At 66.3% G+C, this 20,475-nt stretch carries 16 protein-coding genes; 10 read left to right on the forward strand and 6 right to left on the reverse strand.

Annotated features, from left to right (window positions below; all coding sequences use genetic code 11):
• Nucleotides 1–39 precede the first annotated feature (39 nt).
• The 4 genes from FHS02_RS04225 to FHS02_RS04240 all read left to right on the forward strand — a co-directional run bounded on the left by FHS02_RS04225 (nt 40) and on the right by FHS02_RS04240 (nt 4,487).
• Entirely contained in the window at nt 40–1,113 is a 1,074-nt protein-coding gene (locus FHS02_RS04225) for an ABC transporter substrate-binding protein (RefSeq protein WP_137312951.1), read from the forward strand.
• A complete protein-coding gene (locus tag FHS02_RS04230) occupies nt 1,110–1,934 on the forward strand; it encodes an ABC transporter ATP-binding protein (protein ID WP_221403769.1) in 825 nt (274 codons plus the stop codon). Before FHS02_RS04225 ends, FHS02_RS04230 begins: the two co-directional genes overlap by 4 nt.
• Nucleotides 1,935–1,998: 64 nt before the next feature.
• On the forward strand, nt 1,999–2,760 hold the full coding sequence (locus tag FHS02_RS04235) for an ABC transporter permease (protein ID WP_137312952.1): 762 nt from the start codon (nt 1,999–2,001) through the stop codon (nt 2,758–2,760).
• A 101-nt stretch (nt 2,761–2,861) separates the two neighbouring features.
• On the forward strand, nt 2,862–4,487 hold the full coding sequence (locus tag FHS02_RS04240; RefSeq protein ID WP_217496908.1) for a glycoside hydrolase family 43 protein: 1,626 nt from the start codon (nt 2,862–2,864) through the stop codon (nt 4,485–4,487).
• 9 nt (nt 4,488–4,496) lie between these two features.
• Here FHS02_RS04240 and FHS02_RS04245 read toward each other — a convergent pair whose 3' ends face one another.
• Entirely contained in the window at nt 4,497–7,586 is a 3,090-nt protein-coding gene (locus FHS02_RS04245) for a TonB-dependent receptor domain-containing protein (RefSeq protein ID WP_137312953.1), read from the reverse strand.
• A gap of 93 nt (nt 7,587–7,679) precedes the next feature.
• Here FHS02_RS04245 and FHS02_RS04250 point away from each other — a divergent pair, with 93 nt between their 5' ends.
• The gene (locus FHS02_RS04250; RefSeq protein WP_137312954.1) at nt 7,680–7,859 is read left to right on the forward strand and encodes a hypothetical protein; all 180 of its coding nucleotides are present in this window, start codon (nt 7,680–7,682) and stop codon (nt 7,857–7,859) included.
• Nucleotides 7,860–7,875: 16 nt separating this feature from the next.
• On the opposite strand, the gene FHS02_RS04255 is transcribed toward FHS02_RS04250, so the two are convergent.
• Nucleotides 7,876–10,326, reverse strand: a complete 2,451-nt coding sequence (locus tag FHS02_RS04255) for a DNA internalization-related competence protein ComEC/Rec2 (protein WP_137312955.1) — start codon at nt 10,324–10,326, stop codon at nt 7,876–7,878.
• Nucleotides 10,327–10,669: 343 nt separating this feature from the next.
• Here FHS02_RS04255 and FHS02_RS04260 point away from each other — a divergent pair, with 343 nt between their 5' ends.
• Entirely contained in the window at nt 10,670–11,974 is a 1,305-nt protein-coding gene (locus FHS02_RS04260) for an alpha/beta hydrolase family protein (protein ID WP_217496909.1), read from the forward strand.
• Nucleotides 11,975–11,978: 4 nt separating this feature from the next.
• Here FHS02_RS04260 and FHS02_RS04265 read toward each other — a convergent pair whose 3' ends face one another.
• From FHS02_RS04265 to FHS02_RS04280, 4 genes are all read right to left on the reverse strand, one after another.
• On the reverse strand, nt 11,979–12,782 hold the full coding sequence (locus tag FHS02_RS04265) for a TatD family hydrolase (RefSeq protein WP_137312957.1): 804 nt from the start codon (nt 12,780–12,782) through the stop codon (nt 11,979–11,981).
• Between the two features lie 3 nt (nt 12,783–12,785).
• Entirely contained in the window at nt 12,786–13,478 is a 693-nt protein-coding gene (gene lolD / locus FHS02_RS04270; protein WP_137312958.1) for a lipoprotein-releasing ABC transporter ATP-binding protein LolD, read from the reverse strand.
• Complete coding sequence (locus tag FHS02_RS04275) at nt 13,471–14,739, reverse strand: lipoprotein-releasing ABC transporter permease subunit (RefSeq protein ID WP_137312959.1); 1,269 nt, start codon at nt 14,737–14,739, stop codon at nt 13,471–13,473. The genes lolD and FHS02_RS04275 overlap by 8 nt, the downstream gene beginning before the upstream one ends.
• A gap of 69 nt (nt 14,740–14,808) precedes the next feature.
• A complete protein-coding gene (locus FHS02_RS04280) occupies nt 14,809–16,071 on the reverse strand; it encodes a lipoprotein-releasing ABC transporter permease subunit (protein ID WP_137312960.1) in 1,263 nt (420 codons plus the stop codon).
• A gap of 120 nt (nt 16,072–16,191) precedes the next feature.
• Here FHS02_RS04280 and FHS02_RS04285 point away from each other — a divergent pair, with 120 nt between their 5' ends.
• From FHS02_RS04285 to FHS02_RS04300, 4 genes are all read left to right on the forward strand, one after another.
• Entirely contained in the window at nt 16,192–17,241 is a 1,050-nt protein-coding gene (locus FHS02_RS04285) for a hypothetical protein (RefSeq protein WP_137312961.1), read from the forward strand.
• Nucleotides 17,242–17,359: 118 nt separating this feature from the next.
• The gene (gene recJ, locus FHS02_RS04290; protein WP_137312962.1) at nt 17,360–19,054 is read left to right on the forward strand and encodes a single-stranded-DNA-specific exonuclease RecJ; all 1,695 of its coding nucleotides are present in this window, start codon (nt 17,360–17,362) and stop codon (nt 19,052–19,054) included.
• Between the two features lie 190 nt (nt 19,055–19,244).
• Nucleotides 19,245–19,706, forward strand: a complete 462-nt coding sequence (locus FHS02_RS04295) for an antitoxin Xre-like helix-turn-helix domain-containing protein (protein ID WP_371861454.1) — start codon at nt 19,245–19,247, stop codon at nt 19,704–19,706.
• 71 nt (nt 19,707–19,777) lie between these two features.
• Nucleotides 19,778–20,470, forward strand: a complete 693-nt coding sequence (locus FHS02_RS04300; protein WP_137317295.1) for an RES family NAD+ phosphorylase — start codon at nt 19,778–19,780, stop codon at nt 20,468–20,470.
• Nucleotides 20,471–20,475 lie beyond the last annotated feature (5 nt).

The following is a 20,475-nucleotide window of genomic DNA, read 5'->3' on the forward strand; positions in this document are numbered from 1 at the left end:
GCGGCCCGCGGGCCGTCTTCACCACAGAGAGGAATCACCATGCATCCGACTTCCCGTTTTTCGCGCGCTTTTTCACCCTCTTCCCGCTTCAGCCGGTTTTCCCGCCTTGCCGCCGCGCTGGCGCTGGGCGTACTGGCCCTGCCTGCGCTGGCGCAGGACACGAAGATCAAGTTCCAGCTGGACTGGCGCTTCGAAGGTCCGTCGGCCCTGTTCCTGGTCGCCAAGAGCAAAGGCTATTTCGCGCAGGAGAAGCTGGACGTGACGATCGATGCCGGCAGCGGCTCCGGCAACGCCGTGAACCGGGTTGCCTCGGGCGCCTACGACATGGGCTTCGCCGACCTGGCCGCCCTGATGGAATTCACCGCCAATAATCCGACCGCGCCGGGCAAGCCGGTCGGCGTGATGATGGTGTACAACGACACGCCGGCCGCCGTGCTGGCCCTGAAGAAATCCGGCATCAAGTCGCCCGCCGACCTGAAAGGCAAGAAGCTGGGCGCGCCGGTATTCGATGCCGGCCGCCGCGCCTGGCCGCTGCTGGCCAAGGGCAACGGGCTCGATCCCGCGGCAGCCGCGTGGACCAGCATGGAACCCGCGCTGCGCGAAACGATGCTGGTGCGGGGCGACGTGGATGCGATCACCGGCTTCACGTTCACTTCGCTGCTGAACCTGAACGCCCGCGGCGTCAAGGACCAGGACATCGTCGTGCTGCCTTACCCGCAATACGGCGTGCGGCTGTACGGCAATGCCATCATCGCTTCCGATGCGCTGGTCAAGCAGAAGCCGGAAGCCGTGAAGGGATTCCTGCGCGCTTTCGCCAAGGCCGCGCGCGACGTGATGGCCAATCCCGAAGCGGCCATCAAGAGTGTCAAGGAACGCGATGGCCTGATCGACGAAAAACTCGAACTGCGCCGCCTGAAGCTGGCCATTTCCACCGCGGTCGCCACGCCGAACGCGAAAGCCGAGGGCTTTGGCCAGGTATCCGCGCCGCGGTTGTCGCTGATGGCGTCGCAAGTGTCCGACGTGTACAACACCAAGACACGCGTCGACCCGAAAGCGGTGTGGGTGCCGACCTTCCTGCCGTCCGCGGCTGAACTGAATGTGTTCCCGAAATGAACGCCGTCGCCGATACCCCTGTCAAGGACGGCGTCGTGGCCGACACGTTCGTCGATTTTCGCGAAGTCTTCCTGGCCTACGACAATTCGGACGAATGCGCGGTGGAAGACATCTCGCTGCAGACCAGGCCGGGCGAATTCATCGCCATCGTCGGCCCGTCCGGCTGCGGCAAGTCGACGTTCATGAAGCTGGCCACCGGCCTGAAGGCGCCCACCCGCGGCACCGTCCATATCGCCGGCCAGCCGGTGACCGGGCCGCTGAAGTTCGTCGGCATGGCCTTCCAGGCGCCGACGCTGCTGCCATGGCGCACCACGCTGGACAACGTGCTGCTGCCGCTTGAAATCGTCGAGCCGTACCGCCGCACCTTCAGGAAGGACCGTGACAAGCACGTCGAGCGCGCGCTGGCGCTGCTGAAGACCGTGGGCCTGGACGGCTATGCCGACAAATATCCGTGGCAGCTTTCCGGCGGCATGCAGCAGCGCGCATCGATCTGCCGGGCGCTGATCCACGAACCGAAGATGCTCCTGCTGGACGAGCCGTTCGGCGCGCTTGACGCCTTTACACGCGAGGAACTGTGGTGCGTACTGCGTGACCTGTGGACCGAGCGCAAGTTCAACGTCATCCTCGTCACGCACGACCTGCGCGAGGCCGCCTTCCTGGCCGACACGGTCTACGTGATGAGCAAGCGGCCGGGCCGCATCGTTGCGCGCCGCGAAAACCCGCTGCCGAGGCCACGCGACATCGACATCACCTACACCGAGCCGTTCAGCGCGCTCGTGCACGAGTTGCGCGAACATATCGGCCGCGTTCGCAGCACGTGAACGGCGAAAGCAGAAATATCGGCACATCAGAAATATCAGCAATAGCAGGAATACCGGGACCACCATGAACACCAAAGCCATCAAGACCTTCGCGCCGTGGGCGCTGCTCGCCGCCATCCTGCTGCTGTGGCAGGCCGCCTGCAGCCTTTTCGACGTTTCCGAATTCATCTTCCCGAGTCCGTATGCGATCGGCGTGGCGCTGGTCGACTACGCGGGCCCGATCGCCGGCCACGCATGGCAGACGTTCTGGGTGACGATGGCCGGTTTCGCCATCGCCGTCGCCGTCGGCGTGTCGTTCGGCGTGCTGATCGGATCGTCGCCGGTGATGTACGCAGCCGCCTATCCGCTGATGACCGCCTTCAACGCGCTGCCGAAAGCGGCCTTCGTGCCGATCCTCGTCGTCTGGTTCGGTATCGGCGCCGGCCCGGCGATCCTGACGGCCTTCCTGATCTCGTTCTTCCCGATCATGGTCAATATCGCCACCGGCCTGGCCACGCTCGAACCGGAGCTGGAAGACGTGCTGCGCGTGCTCGGCGCGCGCCGCCTGGACGTGCTGCTGAAGGTCGGCCTGCCGCGCTCGATGCCGTATTTCTTTGCATCGCTGAAGGTGGCCATCACGCTGGCCTTCGTCGGCTCCACGGTGTCGGAGATGAATGCCGCCAACGAAGGCATCGGCTACCTGCTGGTATCGGCCGGCTCGTCGATGCAGATGCCGCTGGCCTTCGCCGGCCTTGGCGTGATCGGCGCGATGGCGATGGCGATGTATGAACTGTTCGCCGTGGTCGAGCGCCGCTCCACGGCCTGGGCCCACCGCGGAGCGCGCTGACCCGCCGGAGTAACGCTCAGCAGCTTGATTGTTTTCGTATTGACAGCGCCGGCCAGGCGGCATCTACTGGCCGGCGACGTCCACAATGCTAGGGAGACAGCATGATCATGAAACCGGCCCTGGCCGGGCTGCTGGCGGCATGCTGCGCCGCCATGTCCCACCCGGCCAGCGCGGCGCCCGCCGAACGCTATGCCAATCCCATCATCCATGCCGACTATTCCGACCCGGACGTGATCCGGGTCGGCGACGATTACTGGCTCGTCGCGTCCAGCTTCCACTTTTCGCCGGGCCTGCCGGTGCTGCAGTCGAAGGACCTGGTGCACTGGAAGATCGCCGGCCACGTGCTGCCGAAGCTCGATTTTCATCCGTCCTACGACATGGTGCCGCCGTACACGCTGACGGACAGCATCTCGAAACCGGTGGGGCCCGGCATGCGCTATGCCGGCGGCGTGTGGGCGCCGGCCATCCGGCACCACGAAGGCCGCTTCTACGTTTATTGGGCCACGCCGGACGAAGGCATCTTCATGAGCACCGCTGCGCACCCGGCCGGGCCGTGGTCGGTACCGGTCACCGTTCTGGCAGGTGCCGGCTACGAGGATCCCTGCCCGTTCTGGGACGACGACGGCAAGGCCTGGCTGGTGCATTCGAAGGTCGGCGCCGGGCCGATCGTCCTGCATGCGATGACGCCGGACGGCACCCGCCTGCTCGACGCGGGCACGACGATCGTCGAGGATAAAGTGAACCTGCCGGTGCTGGAGGGACCGAAAGTGTACAAGCGCGATGGCTGGTACTACATCTTCGCGCCCATCGGCGGCGTCGGCACCGGGCCGCAGGCCGTGCTGCGGGCACGCTCGATCCAGGGGCCCTACGAACATCGCACGGTGCTCCACCCGGGGAACGGCCTGAAAGGGCCGCACCAGGGCGGCTACGTGGAGACGCCGTCCGGCGAAGGCTGGTTCATCCACTTCAACAGCACCGGTGCGTTCGGCCGCATCGCGCACCTGCAGCCGGTGGTGTGGAAGGATGGCTGGCCAGTGATGGGCGACGGCGGCCTGCCGGTGCCCGGCCACGCGGTGCCGCGCACCGCCGCGCGATCCGGGGATTACCGCCTGCAGGATTCGGACGAATTTGCGGGCGGCACGCTGGGCCTGCAATGGTCGTGGAACCACAATCCCGACGCGGCGCGCTGGAGCCTCGCGCAGCGGCCCGGCTTCCTGCGCATCGAGGCGAACCAGGCCCGGCACCTCGTCGGCGCCCGCAATACGCTGACGCAGATCCTGCAGGGGCCGGCCGCGGAAATCACCACCCGCATCGAGCTGCAGGGCATGGCCGAAGGCCAGCGTGCCGGGCTCACGCTGTTCGGCGTGAAAGTGCCGTGGATCGGCGTCGCGCGCGAAGGCGGCGCCAACTATCTCACCTATGCGAATGCCGGGGAAGAAACGCGCGGTGCAAAGCTCGCCGACGACGCCATCGTGCTGCGCGCCACCGTGCGCAACGACCAGACCGTGCGGTTTTCGTACGCGGCACGCGAGGGCGAGCGGTTCGTGGACTTCGGCCCCGTCACCGAACTGGCGAAGTTCTCCTGGTGGAAAGGCAGCAGGCCGGCGGTGTTTACGTATATCCGCTCGGACAGCGACGAGGGCAAGGCCGGGGCCGGGATGCCCCTGAACCGGACCGAGCGCAACTACATCGACGTGGACTGGTTCAGGGTGAAGGTGAACAGGTAGCGCGCGCGGCTACAGCCGCACGTTCAGCGTGGCAAAGAACGTGCGGCCCAGCGGATCGTAGGTGGCCGACACCGAATTGTTCGACGGCAGCTGGGTGGAGCCCAGCACCGGCGGATCGCGGTCGGTGACGTTGCGGACGCCGGCCGTGAAGTTGACCGCCTTGCTGAACTCGTAGCCGGCCGTCAGGTCGAGATACGTGTAGGAGCCGATGCGCGGATTGGTCAGCGACTCGTAAGCCGGCGGCGCGACGCCGCGGCGCTGCGGGACCAGGTACGCATCGGTTGTCACGCTGCCGCTGTAGCGGGCCCGCGCCGACAGCATCAGCTTGCCGCTGTTCATGGTCACGCGCGCAGTGCCTTTCCACTTCGACACCGGCTGACCGCAGGTGCCGCCCCAGGTGCCCACGCATTCGTTCGTCACGTCGGGAATATCCTGGATGGGCGTGAACGTCAGTTCGTCGACATAGGTCCAGTTGGTGTCGACACTCCAGCGCGTGCCGGCGCCGGACAGCCCCCAGGCGGTATTGAAACCGTAGTTCGCCGCCAGGTCGACACCGCGCGTCTCGATGCCGCCTATATTGGCCGCCGTCGTCATCACATAGGTGGGCGCGGCGATCTGGCCCGTGACGGGATCGCGGTTGATGGCCCGGCAATACACGCTGTCCGCGCTCTGGATCGTCAGGTAGCACAGGTCCAGCACGGACTGGATGCCGCCGCCGCCCAAGGTCGAGATGGCGTTGTCCAGCGTGATCTTGTAGTAGTCGAGGCTCATCTGCAGCCCGCGCACCGCGGTGGGCGCGAAGACGGCGCCGATGGTCGTGGTATGCGAGGTTTCCGCGGTGAGATCCGGATTGCCGCCGAGGATCTGCGTGAGGAACTGGGTCGGCTGCACGGAGGCGTCGAATACCAGGCCGCCCGGCACACCGGTCGCCTCGCACAACGCGCGTATGGCGGCGGTCTGCTGCCCGGCCGGCGCGCGACTGGAACAGGGGTCGATGGCGGTCGGTCCGTTGCGGCCCTGGCCGCCGAACAGCTCGCCCACGTTCGGCGCCCGGATCGACTTCTGCTTCTGCACGCGGAAGGTCAGGCTGTCCGATGGCGACCATTCGGTGCCGATCGAATTGGTCCATACCTTGCCAACCGATTCCACGTCGTAGTCCGAGCGGCGGAAGGCTCCGCTGACGCTCAGGCTCCTGGCGAACGGCCGGTCCTTCAGCAGCGGCACGCGGGCCTCGCCGTAGAACTCCTTGACGGTGGCCTCGCCCTCGGTCGGCCGCGCCGCGTTCCAGCCCGACACGTCGCCCGAGGACAGGAAGGCGTCCGGCGTGTACTTGCTGTACGAATGGCGGCGTTCGAAGCCGGCGGAAAAGTCCACCGGCCCGGACGGCAGCTCGGCCAGCTTGCCGGTGATGTTCCCGGCAACGACCTGCTGTTCGGCGACGATGTCGGAATTCGACGAGATCAGGATCGCCTCGCGTGCCGCGGGGCTGAGGTTCTGGCCGAACGGATTGAGTACCGGCGCGGCGCCGTTCTGCGCCAGCAGCGCGTTCTGGAAGCGGCTCAGCGAGATCGAGCCGGCCTGGTACTGCGATTCGGTAGTACGGGCGTGCGTGTAATAGATGTCGTATTTCAGGTCGCCCAGGTAGTTCTCGGACACCGCGGGCAGCTCGCCCTTCAGGCCAAGGGCGATGCGGAATACCGAGTGATCCGTCTCGGCCAGCCGGGTGCCCAGGTCGGACAGGCGGCGGTTCAGGTTGACGAGCGCCAGGCCGTCGCCGGCCACCGTCGTCAGTGTCTGCGAACCGTTGGTGGCGCGCAGCGTGCCCGATTCGCGCAGGTCGAGCTGGCGCATCACTTCCTGCATCTGCGTACTCAGGTAAGGATTGTTGGCGTTGACGAGGAAATTCCCGCTGGCGCTGGTCGGGCCGATCTGCACATTGGCGACGTTGCTGCTGTAGTGCATTTCCAGGTAGCCGGTGGCGCGCTCGCTGAAGTCGTAGTGGGCGAACGCGTTGCCCATCCAGCGCTTCTGCGGCGTGACGACATACGACAGCGGCCCCAGGTCGTAGCCGTCGTCGGGAGCGACGTACGGCCGCACTGACCTGCCGGTATCGTCGAAGATGGCGCCCAGCGTCCCCATGCCCTGCAGGCCGGCGGCACCCAAGGCCGCATCCAGCGCCGGATTCGATGCCGCCGAACCGATCACCGGCAGGTTGCCGATCCGGCCGTTGGGCACCGTGGACGAGCCGCTGTAGATCAGCCCGGGACGGCCGCCCGCCGACAGGCAGGTTTGCCCACCGGGCACGGCCAGCGGCGTACCCGGGCGGGTTGCCGACCACGACGCCGCCGTTACGCAACCGTCGCCCAGCGACGGCAGCGAATAGCCACCCAGTTCGCCGCGCGTCATGCCCTGGCGGTCCATGTAGTTCAGCGACAGCACGGCGTTGCCGCGGTTGCCGGCGAAGTTGCCGCCCACCGTCAGGTCGACGCTGTTCGTCGGCGTGCCGGTCGGCTGGTCCCGCGTGTGCTGGGCGTTGATCTCGACACCCTGGAAATTGTCTCGCAGGATGAAGTTGACGACACCGGAAATCGCGTCGGAGCCATACACCGCCGACGAACCGCCGGTCACGGTTTCGATGCGCCGCACCAGCGCGGCGGGGATGGCGTTGATGTCGGTCGTGAAATCCGGGCCGGTGATGGCAAAGCGGCGCCCGTTCACCAGCACTAGGTTGCGGGTCGGGCCCAGGTTGCGAAGGTTCAGCGTCGCCGTGCCGGACGGTTGGCCTGCCTGCATCGTGTTGGCGGTGGGGCTGCTCAATTGACTGGCTGCGAACTGCGGGGTGTCGGTCAGCAGGGTTTCCAGGTTCTGCGTGCCGGTCACCTTCAATTCTTGCGCATCGAGCACCGTGACGGGCGTGGGCGCGAGGAAGCCGCGGTTCACCAGGCGCGTGCCGGTGATGACGACCGTGGTTTCCCCGGGCGCGGTACCGGCCGTGTCCTGCGCCGCCGCGCCGCCGCCGATGCAGCTCGCTATCAGTGCCGCCGAAATGGTGCGTTGTTGCCGGGTTTTGTTCTTCTTGCTGCGCTGCTGGTGTCGCATCTTGTCGCCCCCAATCGAAATTAAGTCGTTACCCATCCGATGTCCCGGCTGTTCTCGCGTGCGGCCTTGCAACCGTGAACGTAAAACGATGGTATGAACGTTCCGATCGGAGCGTCAATGCGCCGGCCGCTCAAGGAAATGATTAATGTCGCCGTGGTCAGCGAAGTGCGCGAAGGAGATGGTTGCGTGCGGCATGCCGCCCTTCCGGTCATGCCGGATGAGCGGGAGATGCGCATCGTTGATCGGCAATCCCGGCCGCGATCAATGGGTTGACCGACCGCGGATAACGTCAATCGTGCCAGTAGCGCGGACGCGACAGCCGGTAAGCATCGACGCCCACCGTCGCGGCAAGATCGATGCGGATGGCACCCGCCGTGTCCGTCCGCATGGTCGCCACGTTGCGCCGTTCGTACCGCGCGACGACCTCCCGCTTCGGATGGCGGTAGCGGTTCCGGTAGCCGACCTGGAACACGGCAAGCGACGGCTGTACCGCATCGAGGAACGCTTCGGTCGACGAGGTGCCGCTGCCATGGTGCGGTACCAGCAGCACGTCGGCGCGCAACATTGTCGACGACCGGACCAGCAGCTCCGCCTCCTGGCGCGCTTCGATATCGCCGGCCAGCAGCACGGCCTTGCCGCCGGCGACGATGCGCAGGGTGCAGCTGCGTCCGTTGGTCTTCAGCGATGCGTCGGCATAACTGCCGGCGGTCGGGTGCAGCATCTCGAAGCGCACGCCGTCCCACTCCCAGCGCTGGCCGGCCACGCATCGCCAGTGCCGGGGCGACGCCAGGGTTACCGGGTGCGCCGGCGGCAGCGAGGACAGCGACCAGGCGGTACGGATCTCTCTCAGCACCGCCAGCGCGCCACCGGCGTGGTCGGCATCGCCATGGCTGACGACGACGCCGTCCAGCCTCCCTATGCCGCGCGCGCGCAGGTACGGCACGATCACACGGCTGCCGGCGTTCGCATCGGTACCATAAGCCGGCCCGGTGTCGTACAGCAGCCGGTGCCCGGCCGTTTCGACCAGCACCGCCATGCCCTGCCCCACGTCGAAGGCCAGGATGCGCGCGCTGCCGGGAGCGGGCGCCTCCGGCTGCGCGGTCAGCAGCGGTATCCATGTCAGCGCCCCCAGCCACCGCGTCGGCCAGCCGCGCGGGGCCAGCAGCCAGAAGGTGCCGAGCAGCGCGAGGACGAACAGGTACCACGGCGGTGCCGGCGCATGCCATACCGCCAGCGGCGCGGCACTGAACCATTGCAGCGCCACGGCCAGCCAGTGCATCATCTCATGCGCCAGCACCAGCAGCGGCGTCGCCAGCGGTTCCGGCAGCAGGCCGCCGGCCAGCGCGAGCGGCGTGACCAGCAGGCTGACGACGGGGATGGCGACCGCATTGGCCAGCGGGCTGATAACGGACACCTGCGCGAACAGCAGCATCGTCAGCGGCACCAGGCCGAGCGTGACGGCATACTGGGTGTTGACCGCGCCCTTCAGGACCGCCGTCATGCGCTGGCGGTGCGACAGGGGCGTCGGCCCGCGGGCATCCGGATCGATGGCGTCCGGATCGGCGGGATTCTTCCAGGCGGCCGTGCGGCCCACCGATGCATACAGGATGATGGCCACCGCGCCGAACGACAGCCAGAAGCCCGGCCACATCACGGCCCACGGGTCGAGCAGCACAACCAGCCCGGCGGCCAGCGCCAGCACGTGCGACACGCAGGCGATGCGGTTCGCCCATACGGCCAGCGCCACCACGCACAGCATGTACAGCGTGCGCTGCGCGGGAACCCCGAAGCCGGCCAGCAGCACGTACAGCAGCGCCGCCAGCAGGCCGGCCAGCGCACCGACCTTCTGCGCCGGCAGCAGCAGCGGCAGTTGCGCGTGGCGCAGGAAGAACGAGCGGCGCCACAGCGCTGCCGCGGCCCACGCGACGAGCCCGGCGATCATCGTGATGTGCAGGCCGGAGATCGACACCAGGTGGCCGACGCCGGTGCGCGTAAACAGCTGCCAGTCGTCCTGGTCGATGCCCCGCTGGTCGCCGACCACCAGCGCGACGATCACTTCCGCATACTCCCTGCCCTGCAGCGCGCGCCGGATTTTCGCGCGCAAGCCATGGCGCAGCCGTTCCACGGTATTGCGCGGGGAGAAATTGAAACCGTCCAGCCGGTCGTGCGGCCCCTCGGCGCGGACGTAGCCGGTGGCGCGGATGTCCTGTTCCAGCAGCCAAAGTTCGTAATCGAAGCCATGGGGATTGGCGTTGCCGTGCGGCCGCTGCAGCCGCACCTTCAGGCGCCAGCGCTCTCCCGGCCGCAGTTCCGGCACCGCTTGCACGTTGCCCCGAAAGCCGGCATACCAGGCCAACGCGATGCGCGGCGGCACCTGCAAGCCGCCGGCATGCTCGACGGCAAAAAAGAAGCGCGTGAACTGGGCGGTGTGGTTCGGCAGGTTGTCGATGGTGCCGGTGACGATGACGTCGCGCCCTTCGTCGGCCTTGGCCAGTTGCGGCGCCAGCGCCTGCGACGCCAGCGATGCCGCCCAATAGAAACCCAATGCGGCGCCGTACGCGACGCTGGCGAGCAGCCGCCACCTGCCCCGCAGCCGCGAAACGGGCGGAAATGTGAGCGCCAGCAGCACCAGCATCAGCACCAGCAGGCCCGCTAGCGCACCGCCCGGATGTGCAGGCAGCGCGGCTTGCGTCTGCAGGAACGCCGCACCGGCGACAAAACCAAGGATCGCGCTGCGCATGCCGGTGCGCCGGATCAATGACGCCCGGAGCGCGGCCTGCGCAGCCGGGATCGAACCCGCTCGAACTTGAATCCTGTAATGGTCATGGGGCCTCCGGAGTCCATACGGGTCTGACAACGGCCATCCTGAAAGGTTCGGTCCGCCTGAGTGGGCCTGCGACCATATTGCAAAAGGAAATATCGAAGCTGCCAATCATTCTTTGACTTTCCTGCCGTTGCACAGGACACTTGCCGTTGTGGTATCGGTACCATCGCCGTGCCGCATGACAAACCGAAAACATGGAGAACAGTGAATGAAGGTGGCTGGAAAAGTAGCAGCGAAAAGCGTGTTGGCGCTGGCGGTCATGGTCCCATTCTCGGCAAGCCTCGGGGCACAACCCGTCGAGGCGGCCGCGTCGCCACCCGCGGTACCGGCCACTGAGTATTACGGCGATGCCCGGCCGGATGCGCCCGAACTGGCGGCGCGCGGCCCGCTGCGGGTTGGCGTGCGCACCCAGGTCGTCGAACACCGGGACCAGTTCGATATCCTGCGCGCCAGTGAAAACGCCCCGGATCCCCGTTACACGCGCAGGCTGACGCTGGAAATATGGTATCCGGCTGACCTGGCGCCGGGCCAGGCCGAGCATACCGTGTACACCGACGTGCTGGGGTCAGGACCGGGCAACCCGGCGCGGCCCAACACGCCCTTCTCGTTCCCCGGCCGCGCTGCGCGCGACGCGCGACCGGCGCCGCCGCAGACGCCGTCGGACCGTTACCCGCTGGTCATCGTGTCGCACGGCTATCCGGGCTCGCGCCTCCAGATGAGTTACCTGACCGAACACCTGGCATCGAACGGATTCGTCGTCATCGCCATCGACCATGCGGAATCGACGCGGGCCGACAAGGCAGGTTTTGCCAGCACGCTGCTGAACCGGCCGCTGGACGATCTGTTCGTTCTCCGCACGGTGAGTGCATGGGCACAAGCCGGCAGCGGCCATTTCCTCGCCGGGCTGGTCGACACCGGCCGCACCGCACTGGTCGGCTATTCGATGGGCGGCTATGGTGCGCTCAATGCGGTAGGCGCGGGCATCAGCGCAGCCGCCGTCGCTTACGTTCCCGGCGGCCGGCTGGCCATCCACCAGCAAGGCGATCCGCGCCATGAAACAAGGCGCGACGCGCGCATCAAGGCGGTCGTCGCCATCGCGCCGTGGGGCGGCGCGAACGGGATCTGGGATGCGGCGGGCTTGGCGGGGCTGCGTACGCCGACACTGTTCATCAGCGGCGACCAGGATGACATTTCCGGCTACCAGGATGGCGTGCTGCGCCTGTTCCAGGGTGCCGTCCACGCCGACCGCTACCTGCTCACCTACCGGGGTGCACGCCACAATACCGGTCCGAATCCGCCATCGCCGGCCGCGGCGGCGGCCGGTCTGGAAGATTTCATGGCGTATGCCGAACCGGTATGGGACAGCCGGCGCATCAACAACATCAACCAGCATTTCATTTCCGCCTTCCTCGGCATCACGCTCAAGGCGCAACCGCTGCAGGCTTACCTGGATGTGCCGCCGCTGCCTGCCGGCGGCAAGGCGGGGCCGGATAGCGCAGCATGGAAGGGTTTTCCAACACGCACGGCGGTCGGGCTAGAACTGCAGCATTTGCCCGCGCAGTAGCGGGCTAGCCGGGCATGAGGGCGCGCAGCCGCGGCATGACGGCGTGCGCGTTGGCCGTCGTGGCGGCTTGCAGTTCGTCCAGGCCGATGCCGCGCAATTGCGCCAGCACTTCGGCGATGCCGGGAACCTGGTCCGGCGTGTTGACGCCGGGGTGAAGCCACTGCGGCGCGATATCCGGCGCATCCGTTTCCATCACGATGGCCGACAGCGGCAACTGCTCCGCCAGTCGCCGGATCTGCAGTGCCCGAGTAAAAGTCAGGTTGCCACCGAAGCCCAGCTTGAAGCCGATGTCGATGTAGCCCTGGGCCTGCTGGAAGCTGCCGTTGAATGCATGGGCGATGCCGCCGGCCGGCGCGATCTGCCGCACATGTTTCAGCACCTGGTCCTGCGATTTGCGCACGTGGGTCAGGACCGGCAGGCCGAACTCGCGGGCGATCTTCAGCTGTTCGCGGAAGAACAGGACCTGCTTGTCGCGCATCTCAGGCGTGCACAGTTGAGGCAGGAAAAAGTCCAGCCCGACTTCGCCGATGGCGACGAAGTTCGGGTCATGTAGCGCTTCCCGCACCGTCTCGCGCATGGCGGCCAGGTCGGCGTCGGTGGCGTTCGGCACGCAGATGGGATGAATGCCGATCGCGTACGAAGCATTGCCGGCCGCGGCGCCCAGCTTGCGCACGGCCTCCCAGTTGGCACGGTCGATCGCCGGAATGACGATCATGCCGACCCCCTTTTCCAGCGCGCGAGCGGCCACCCCGAGCGCATTGTTGCCGAATTCACGCGCATCGAGATGGCAGTGCGTATCGATCCACATGGCCTACTCCTGGCGCAGGCCCTCGTCCGTCAACCGCAGCACCCGGTCGCAGCGGCGCGCCAGCTCCGGATCGTGGGTGACGATGACGAAGGCCGTGCCCAGCGTGCGCGACAGCTCCAGCATCAGGTCGAAGATCGCCTCGGCCGTGGTGTGATCGAGGTTGCCGGTGGGTTCGTCGGCCAGCACGCAGGCCGGTTGCGTGACGAGCGCCCGCGCCAGCGCCACGCGCTGCCGCTCGCCGCCGGACAGCTCGCCCGGTACGTGCGTCACCCGTTTCGCCAGGTTGACGCGGGCCAGCATCGCCTGCGCCGCTTCCTCGGCCTGGGCGCGCTTCATCCGCCGGATCATCAGCGGCATGGCCACGTTGTCCAGCGCGGAAAATTCCGGCAGCAGGTGGTGGAACTGGTAGACGAAGCCCAGCGCCGCGTTGCGCAGGTCGCCCCGCGCCGCCTCGGACAGCGTGGCGAAATCCTTGCCCTGCAAGGTCACGTTGCCGGTGGTCGGCGTATCGAGACCGCCCAGCAGGTGCAGCAGCGTCGACTTTCCGGAGCCGGAAGCGCCGATGATCGCGACGCGCTCTCCGCGGTGTACCGCGAAATCGATATTCTTCAGCACCGGCACGGAATAGCTGCCCTGCGTGAAGGTCTTGCCCAGGTTGCGGCATGAAAGAACGGCTTCATCGACCAGCTTATTCATAGCGCAATGCCTCCGCCGGTTTCACGCGCGATGCCCAGCGGCTCGGGTACACGGTGGCCAGGAAGGCCAGCAGCACGGAGATCACGCCGATCTTCGTCACGTCCGGCCAACGCATGTCGGACGGCACCGTGGTGATGTAATAGATATCCTTCGACAAGAACTGCACTCCCAGGAGGTTTTCGATAAACGGTACGATCACATCGATGTTCTGTGCCACCAGCACGCCGCCGGCCACGCCCAGTGCGGTGCCGAGCAGGCCGACCAGCGCCCCCTGGATCACGAAGATCTGCATGATCGAGCGGGGCGACGCACCCAGCGTGCGCAGGATGGCGATGTCCGGCTGCTTGTCGGTGACGGTCATGACCAGCGTCGACACCAGGTTGAACGCGGCCACGGCGACGATCAGCGTCAGGATGATGAACATCATGCGCTTTTCGGTCTGTACGGCGGCGAACCAGTTGGCGTTCAGCTTCGACCAGTCGCGCACTTCCAGGTTTGCCGGCATGATCTTCTTCAGTTCTTCGGCCACCTGGGGCGCGCGATGCATGTCCGCCAGGCGCAGGCGCAGGCCGGCAGGCGCCGCCATGCGCAGCATGCGCTGCGCGTCTTCAAGGTGGATGAAGGCCATGCCCGCATCGAATTCCTGGTGCTGGGCTGCGAAGATGCCGACCACGGTGAACGAGCGCATGCGCGGTACCAGCCCGGCCGGCGTGACGGTCCCCTGCGGCAGGACCATCGTCACCTTTTCGCCGATGCCGGCGTTCAGCGCACGGGCCAGGTCGATGCCCAGCACGATGTTGAACTCGCCAGGGCGCAGCGCCGTGAAGCTGCCCATCCTGATGTGCCGGGCCACGTCGGCCACGGCCGATTCCTGCTCGGGCAGCACGCCGCGCACCATGGCCGGGCGCAGTGCCTCGCCGCCGTGCATCAGGCCCGCCTGGGTTTCCGAGAACGGCGCGGCGCCTTTCACTTCCGGGTGACGCAGCGCTTTCCGGGCCTGCTGCCGCCAGTCCGGCATGCCGCCCGCCTTGTCGAACACTTCCACGTGGGCCAGCACGGACAGCATGCGGTCCGTCACATCTTTCTGGAAGCCGTTCATCACGGACAGGATGATGATCAGCGCGCCGACGCCGAGGGCGATGCCGGCCGTCGAGATCAGGGAGATGAACGAAATGAAGCGGTTGCGGCCGCCGCGCTTGCCTGCACGGGTGTAGCGCAGGCCGACCTGCCATTCATAAGGAAGATTTTTCAGGAAGCTCATTGCTGGCCATGTAACGAGGGAGCCGAAGTTTGCCACAAGCTGGACGTATCCTTGGACCTATTCTTGAACCTATTCATAGCGCAACGCCTCGGCAGGCTTTACCCGCGCCGCCCACCAGCTGGGGTACAGCGTGGCCACGAACGCCAGTCCCACGGCCGTACCGCCGATCGCGGCCACGTCGCCCCAGCGCAGGTCGGACGGCACGGCGCTGATGAAATAGATATCCTTCGACAGGAATTTCATGCCGAGCACCGTTTCGATGGCGGGCACGATGACGCCGACGTTCATTGCGATCAGCACGCCCCCGGCCACGCCCAGCGCGGTGCCCACCACGCCGACCAGGGCCCCCTGCACCATGAAGACCTGCATGATCGAGCGGGGCGAAGCGCCCAGCGTGCGCAGGATGGCGATGTCGGCCTGCTTGTCCGTTACCGTCATCACCAGTGTCGCCACCAGGTTGAACGCGGCCACCGCGATGATCAGCGTGAGGATGATGAACATCATCCGCTTCTGCGTCTGCACGGCGGCGAACCAGTTGGCGTTCAGCTTCGACCAGTCGCGCACCAGCAGGTCGCCCGGCATCGTCTGTTTCAGCTGGAAGGCCACCTCGGGCGCCTGGTCCATGTCCGCGATCTTCAGGCGCAGGCCGTACGGGCCGGCCAGGTTCAGCAGTTGCTGGCCGTCGGCCAGGTGCACGTAGGCCAGCGAGGAGTCGAATTCGTTGTGGCCGGCCTCGAAGATCCCGACCACGGTGAACGTACGCATCGCCGGCGCGCCGCCGGCCATGCCGCCTTCGGACAGCGCCATCGCCACCTTGCCGCCGACCTTGGCCTCCAGCGCCCTGGCCAGCTCGATACCGAGCACGATGCCCTTTTCGCCCGGCTTCAGCCCGGCCAGGCTGCCCTGCCTCACCTGCCGCGGGATGTCGGATACCTTGCCTTCTTCCTCGGGCAGGATGCCGCGCACGATCGCCGGGCGCAGCACATCGCCGCCGTGCGCCAGCAGCGCCTGCAGTTCCACGAACGGCGCCGCGCCCTTCACTTCGGGATTGGCGAAGGCGTTGCGCGCCGTGGCGTGCCAGTCCGTCATCGGGCCGCCCATCTGGTAGATCTCGATATGCCCCAGCACCGACAGCATGCGCGCCGTGACTTCCTTCTGGAAGCCGTTATAGACCGACAGGACGATGATCAGCGCGGCCACGCCCAGGCCGATCCCCGCCATCGAAATCGCGGAAATGAACGAGATGAAGCTGTTGCGGCCGCTGCGCCGGCCAGCGCGCGTGTAGCGAAGCCCGACCTGCCATTCGAACGGCATCTTGTGGGTGAAACTCATGGAGAAGGATGGCCCGTGGTGCAAAGTGCGCAGTTTGCCATATAAACAGCATGGCGGGGCTTACTGCTGAGCCAGATGACGGCGCGGCGCGCCGTGTCCGCCAATCTTTTATAATGGCGCATGGCTTCCACGACCCTTGTTTTACCTTTCGGCCTGCCGCCGGCCGAAATGGCGCCGGACCTTGTCCGCGCCCTGCAGGCCCCGGCGCTGGCGACTTTACTTTCCCGCAATTCCACGCATACCATGCACGCGTTCGATGCCGACACGCGGCTGCTGCCGCACGAAGCATGGCTGGCGCACGCACTTGGACTGGCCGGAGCGCCGTCCACGCAGCCGGCCGCGCCGTTCGCACCGGCCGTGATGCGCGGGCTCGGGATGACGCCGGAAACGGGCCACTGGTTCATCTTCCACCCCGTGCACCTGGTGATCGGCACGCACCTGATGATGCCGGACCTGCGCGGCCTGCGCATCACCGGCGCCGAGTCGCGCGCGCTGTTCGACGCCGCGCTGCCGCTGTTCGAGGAGCTGGGCAAGACGCTGGTCTATGGCGACGCCTATACGTGGTTCCTGCGCGCCGACGACTGGGCGGAACTGGCGACGGCTTCGCCGGATGCCGCGACCGGCGACAACCTGCATCCCTGGCTGCCCTCCGGCGCGGCGGCGCGCGATTTCCGCCGGCTGCTGAACGAGGTTCAGATGCTGTGGCATGCGCACCCTGTGAACGCGGCACGCAAGCAAGCCGTCAACTCGTTCTGGCTATGGGCCGGCGGGCCGGCGGAGCAGCCGCGGCCAGAGGCGGCCCTGGCAGCCAGTGCCGTCCCGGCCTGGCTGAACGCGCTGGCCGAGCCGGAACTGCGCGATGCCACCTGTGTCCAATGGCTGGCAGCGAAAGGACGTCAGCGCACTGCGGTGCTGGGCCACCTGATCGGTGCCGGCCTGGCCGAGGACTGGTCCGGCTGGCTGGAATCGATGAAGCAGCTGGAAGACCAGTGGTTTGCGCCATTGCTGGGCGCGCTGCGCGCGGGGCAACTTCATGGTCAGGGACGTGGCCACGAACCCGGCTTGCGCATCGTGCTTTGCAATCGCAGCGCCTGGACCGACACGACGACGACGAAACCGGCGTTGAACAAGTTCTGGCGCACCGAGAATTTCAAGAACCTGCTCACATGAGTAACGCACCTGGGTGCCGCATGCTGAATGATCAAACAATCCGGGCAACTCAGCTCAGCAATTTGGCTGGGCACCCGCGCTGTCCCATGCACCCGAGTTTATTAGCAAAGCCGAATCCATGACCCGTATCACCCACCGTCCCTGCCCGTTCCGCGAATCGGAAATGTTGCGCCAGGGGGGCATCCATCCGGTGCTGGCGCGCCTGTTTGCCGCGCGCGGCCTGACCGATCCGAAGGACCTGTCATCCGAACTGTCGGCGCTGATCCTGCCTTCGGGTCTGCTGCACATCGATGCCGCCGCCGTTTTCCTGGCCGATGCGATTGCCGCGGGCAAGCGCATGGTCATCGTGGCCGACTACGATTGTGACGGCGCCACTGCCTGCGCCGTCGCGCTGCGCGGCCTGCGTGCAATGGGCGCGAACGTCGACTTCATCGTGCCGAACCGCTTCGAGTACGGCTATGGCCTGACGCCGGAGATCGTGGCGCTGACGGCGCGCGAGAAAGCACCCGACATCATCCTGACCGTCGACAACGGCATCGCCAGCATCGACGGTGTGGAAGAAGCAAAGCGGCGCGGCATCGAGGTGATCGTCACCGACCATCACCTGCCGGGCGACCGGCTGCCCGATGCACGCGTGATCGTCAATCCGAACCAGCCGGCCTGCGGTTTCCCATCGAAGAACCTGGCGGGAGTCGGGGTCGTGTTCTACGTACTGCTGGCCTTGCGTGCCGAACTGCGCCGCCGTGGCGTATTCGATGCGCAAACCCAGCCGAAACTCGATTCGCTGCTCGACCTGGTTGCGCTGGGTACCGTGGCGGACGTGGTCAAACTGGACACGAACAACCGTATCCTCGTGGCGCAGGGCCTGAAGCGGATGCGCGCCGGCCGCATGCATGCCGGTGTCGCCGCGCTGTTTCGCGTGGCTGGCCGCCAGGCGCGCTGCGCCACGCCGTTCGACCTGGGCTTCGCGCTGGGGCCGCGGCTGAACGCGGCGGGCCGCCTGCAAGACATGTCGCTCGGCATCGAATGCCTGATCACCGACGATGAAGGCCGCGCCTGGGCGCTGGCCCAGCAGCTCAACGAGATCAACCTGAAGCGGCGCGAAATCGAGGCCGAGATGCAGGACACGGCGCTGCTGCACCTGGACGATTTCCAGCCCTCGCAAAGTTCGACGATCTGCGTGTTCGACGATTCGTGGCACCAGGGCGTGATCGGCATCGTTGCCTCGCGGCTGAAGGAAAAATTCTACCGGCCCACGATCACGTTCGCACCGGCCGGCGATGGCTGGATCAAAGGATCCGGCCGCTCGATTGCCGGCTTCCACCTGCGCGATGCGCTTGACCTGGTGTCGAAGCGGGCACCCAGCCTGATCGACAAATTCGGCGGCCACGCGATGGCCGCCGGCCTGTCGATCCGTGCCGACGCATTCGACGCGTTTGCCACGGCGTTCGAGACGGTCGGCCAGTCCTGGCTGACGGAGCAGCAGCTGGAAAGGATCATCGAGACGGATGGGCCGCTGGAAGATGCCTATTTCACCACGCAGTTCATTGAACTGATGGATGGCATCGTATGGGGCCAGGGGTTCGCACCGCCTGTATTCTGTGACGAATTCCGCGTGATCAGCCAGCGCATCCTGAAGGAACGCCACCTGAAACTTCTGCTGGAGCGCAATGGCGCCCGCTACGACGCGATCTGGTTCGGCCGCACGGATGCCCTTGGCGACCGCGCCCGGGTTGCATTCCGGCTCGACGCCAACGAATACAACGGCACCACCCGCGTGCAGTTGATGGTGGAGCACGCCGAGCCGGCGTAGAGCACCGGTTAAAGCCTTCAAGGCGAGCACGGCGACAAAGTCGGTCCGGCCGTCCGGCTGGGGGCAAACCGGACATGAGGTTTTGTCAGGCGCTGTTGAGCGCCGTATCGCGATTGGATGGCATAGCACGAGTACGACGCTTGCCGGCGGTCCGGAAACGGAGTATAAAGACTCCAGATACGGAGGCCTTATGCATTCTTCCCCTGCTCATCCCTTGGCATTTCCTTACGTCTACCCCAAGTCGCGCTACGAGCCGACACCGCCTGTCGACCTGAATACCCGCGAAGTGCGGGAACGCCTTTCCCGTTCGGCGCTGAAGAGCTTTTTCAAGCTTGTCGACGCCTGGAAACTGCGCGAAGACGATGCCCGGGAGTTGCTCGGCGGCCCATCGGGCAGTACCTTCTATGAATGGAAGCGCAATCCCGACCGCGTGCTCGAAGCCGACCGCATTACACGCATCTCCTACCTGCTTGGCATCTACAAATCGCTGCACATCATTTACGGCGACAAGCTCGCCGACGAATGGGTTAAATTACCCAATAGCAATATCATCTTTAAAGGCAGCAGCCCGCTGGCCTACATGCTGGCCGGCGGCATGCCGGCAATGCAGACTGTGCGCAAGCTGGTCGATGCGCGCCGCGGAGGCCTGTAGTCGCCAGCGCCGCCCTTGCCACCGAATGCCGCCCAATCTTGCCACCTAACTTTTCAACAAGCTCGCCGGTCCTGCCAGTGCCGCCCTTACGGCAGCTGCGGCAGTTCGACACGTACCGGCTGATACCCTCCCGTTTCGCGGATCTCGAAGACTCGGTGCTGACACCGCTGGCCGACAGCGACGCTGAACTGGCCGACCTGTTCGAACTCGATAACGCCACTAACGCGCGGCTGCTTGCCGAACATGGCGGTGCACCGGGTATCGGCATCGACGAACTGTTGTCGCATGTGCCGAACTTCCGCATCGTGAATGCCGCGTACACGTATCCCCGCCCGGAAGGAAGCCGGTTCAACGATGGCGAACGGGGCGCCTGGTATTGCGCCTTCGAGGCGGAAACCGCGCTGGCCGAGGTGATTTTCCACAAGACCGTCGAATATGCGGAAATCGGCCGGTTCGACGACAGCGTCAGCTACCAGGCCATGCTGGCCGATTTCACGGCCCAGTTCCACGATATCCGGGGCCTGGCGGAGTTCGGTCCCTGCCTGGCACCGGACAGCTATGAAACGTCGCAATTGCTGGCCGAGCGGCTGCTGGCGGCGGGCTCGACCGGCATCATCTACCCCAGCGTGCGTCACGCGGGCGGCACCAACCTTGCCTGCTTCCGGCCGGCGTTGGTCGGCAACGTTCGCAAAGGGCTGGTCTATCGGTTAACATGGGAAGGCAGCCCGACGCCAGTCGTCGAACCCGATCCAAGTGGAAATTGAACCGA

The organism is Pseudoduganella umbonata (genome assembly GCF_014192225.1).
In the GTDB taxonomy this organism is placed as follows: Bacteria; Pseudomonadota; Gammaproteobacteria; order Burkholderiales; family Burkholderiaceae_D; genus Rugamonas; species Rugamonas umbonata.

Coding starts and splice junctions, on each gene's coding strand:
- FHS02_RS04225 (WP_137312951.1), top strand. CDS start 40: ATGCATCCGACTTCCCGTTTTTCGCGCGCTTTTTCACCCTCTTCCCGC.
- FHS02_RS04230 (WP_221403769.1), top strand. CDS start 1,110: ATGAACGCCGTCGCCGATACCCCTGTCAAGGACGGCGTCGTGGCCGAC.
- FHS02_RS04235 (WP_137312952.1), top strand. CDS start 1,999: ATGAACACCAAAGCCATCAAGACCTTCGCGCCGTGGGCGCTGCTCGCC.
- FHS02_RS04240 (WP_217496908.1), top strand. CDS start 2,862: ATGATCATGAAACCGGCCCTGGCCGGGCTGCTGGCGGCATGCTGCGCC.
- FHS02_RS04245 (WP_137312953.1), bottom strand. CDS start 7,586: ATGCGACACCAGCAGCGCAGCAAGAAGAACAAAACCCGGCAACAACGC.
- FHS02_RS04250 (WP_137312954.1), top strand. CDS start 7,680: ATGAACGTTCCGATCGGAGCGTCAATGCGCCGGCCGCTCAAGGAAATG.
- FHS02_RS04255 (WP_137312955.1), bottom strand. CDS start 10,326: ATGCGCAGCGCGATCCTTGGTTTTGTCGCCGGTGCGGCGTTCCTGCAG.
- FHS02_RS04260 (WP_217496909.1), top strand. CDS start 10,670: ATGGTCCCATTCTCGGCAAGCCTCGGGGCACAACCCGTCGAGGCGGCC.
- FHS02_RS04265 (WP_137312957.1), bottom strand. CDS start 12,782: ATGTGGATCGATACGCACTGCCATCTCGATGCGCGTGAATTCGGCAAC.
- lolD (WP_137312958.1), bottom strand. CDS start 13,478: ATGAATAAGCTGGTCGATGAAGCCGTTCTTTCATGCCGCAACCTGGGC.
- FHS02_RS04275 (WP_137312959.1), bottom strand. CDS start 14,739: ATGAGCTTCCTGAAAAATCTTCCTTATGAATGGCAGGTCGGCCTGCGC.
- FHS02_RS04280 (WP_137312960.1), bottom strand. CDS start 16,071: ATGAGTTTCACCCACAAGATGCCGTTCGAATGGCAGGTCGGGCTTCGC.
- FHS02_RS04285 (WP_137312961.1), top strand. CDS start 16,192: ATGGCTTCCACGACCCTTGTTTTACCTTTCGGCCTGCCGCCGGCCGAA.
- recJ (WP_137312962.1), top strand. CDS start 17,360: ATGACCCGTATCACCCACCGTCCCTGCCCGTTCCGCGAATCGGAAATG.
- FHS02_RS04295 (WP_371861454.1), top strand. CDS start 19,245: ATGCATTCTTCCCCTGCTCATCCCTTGGCATTTCCTTACGTCTACCCC.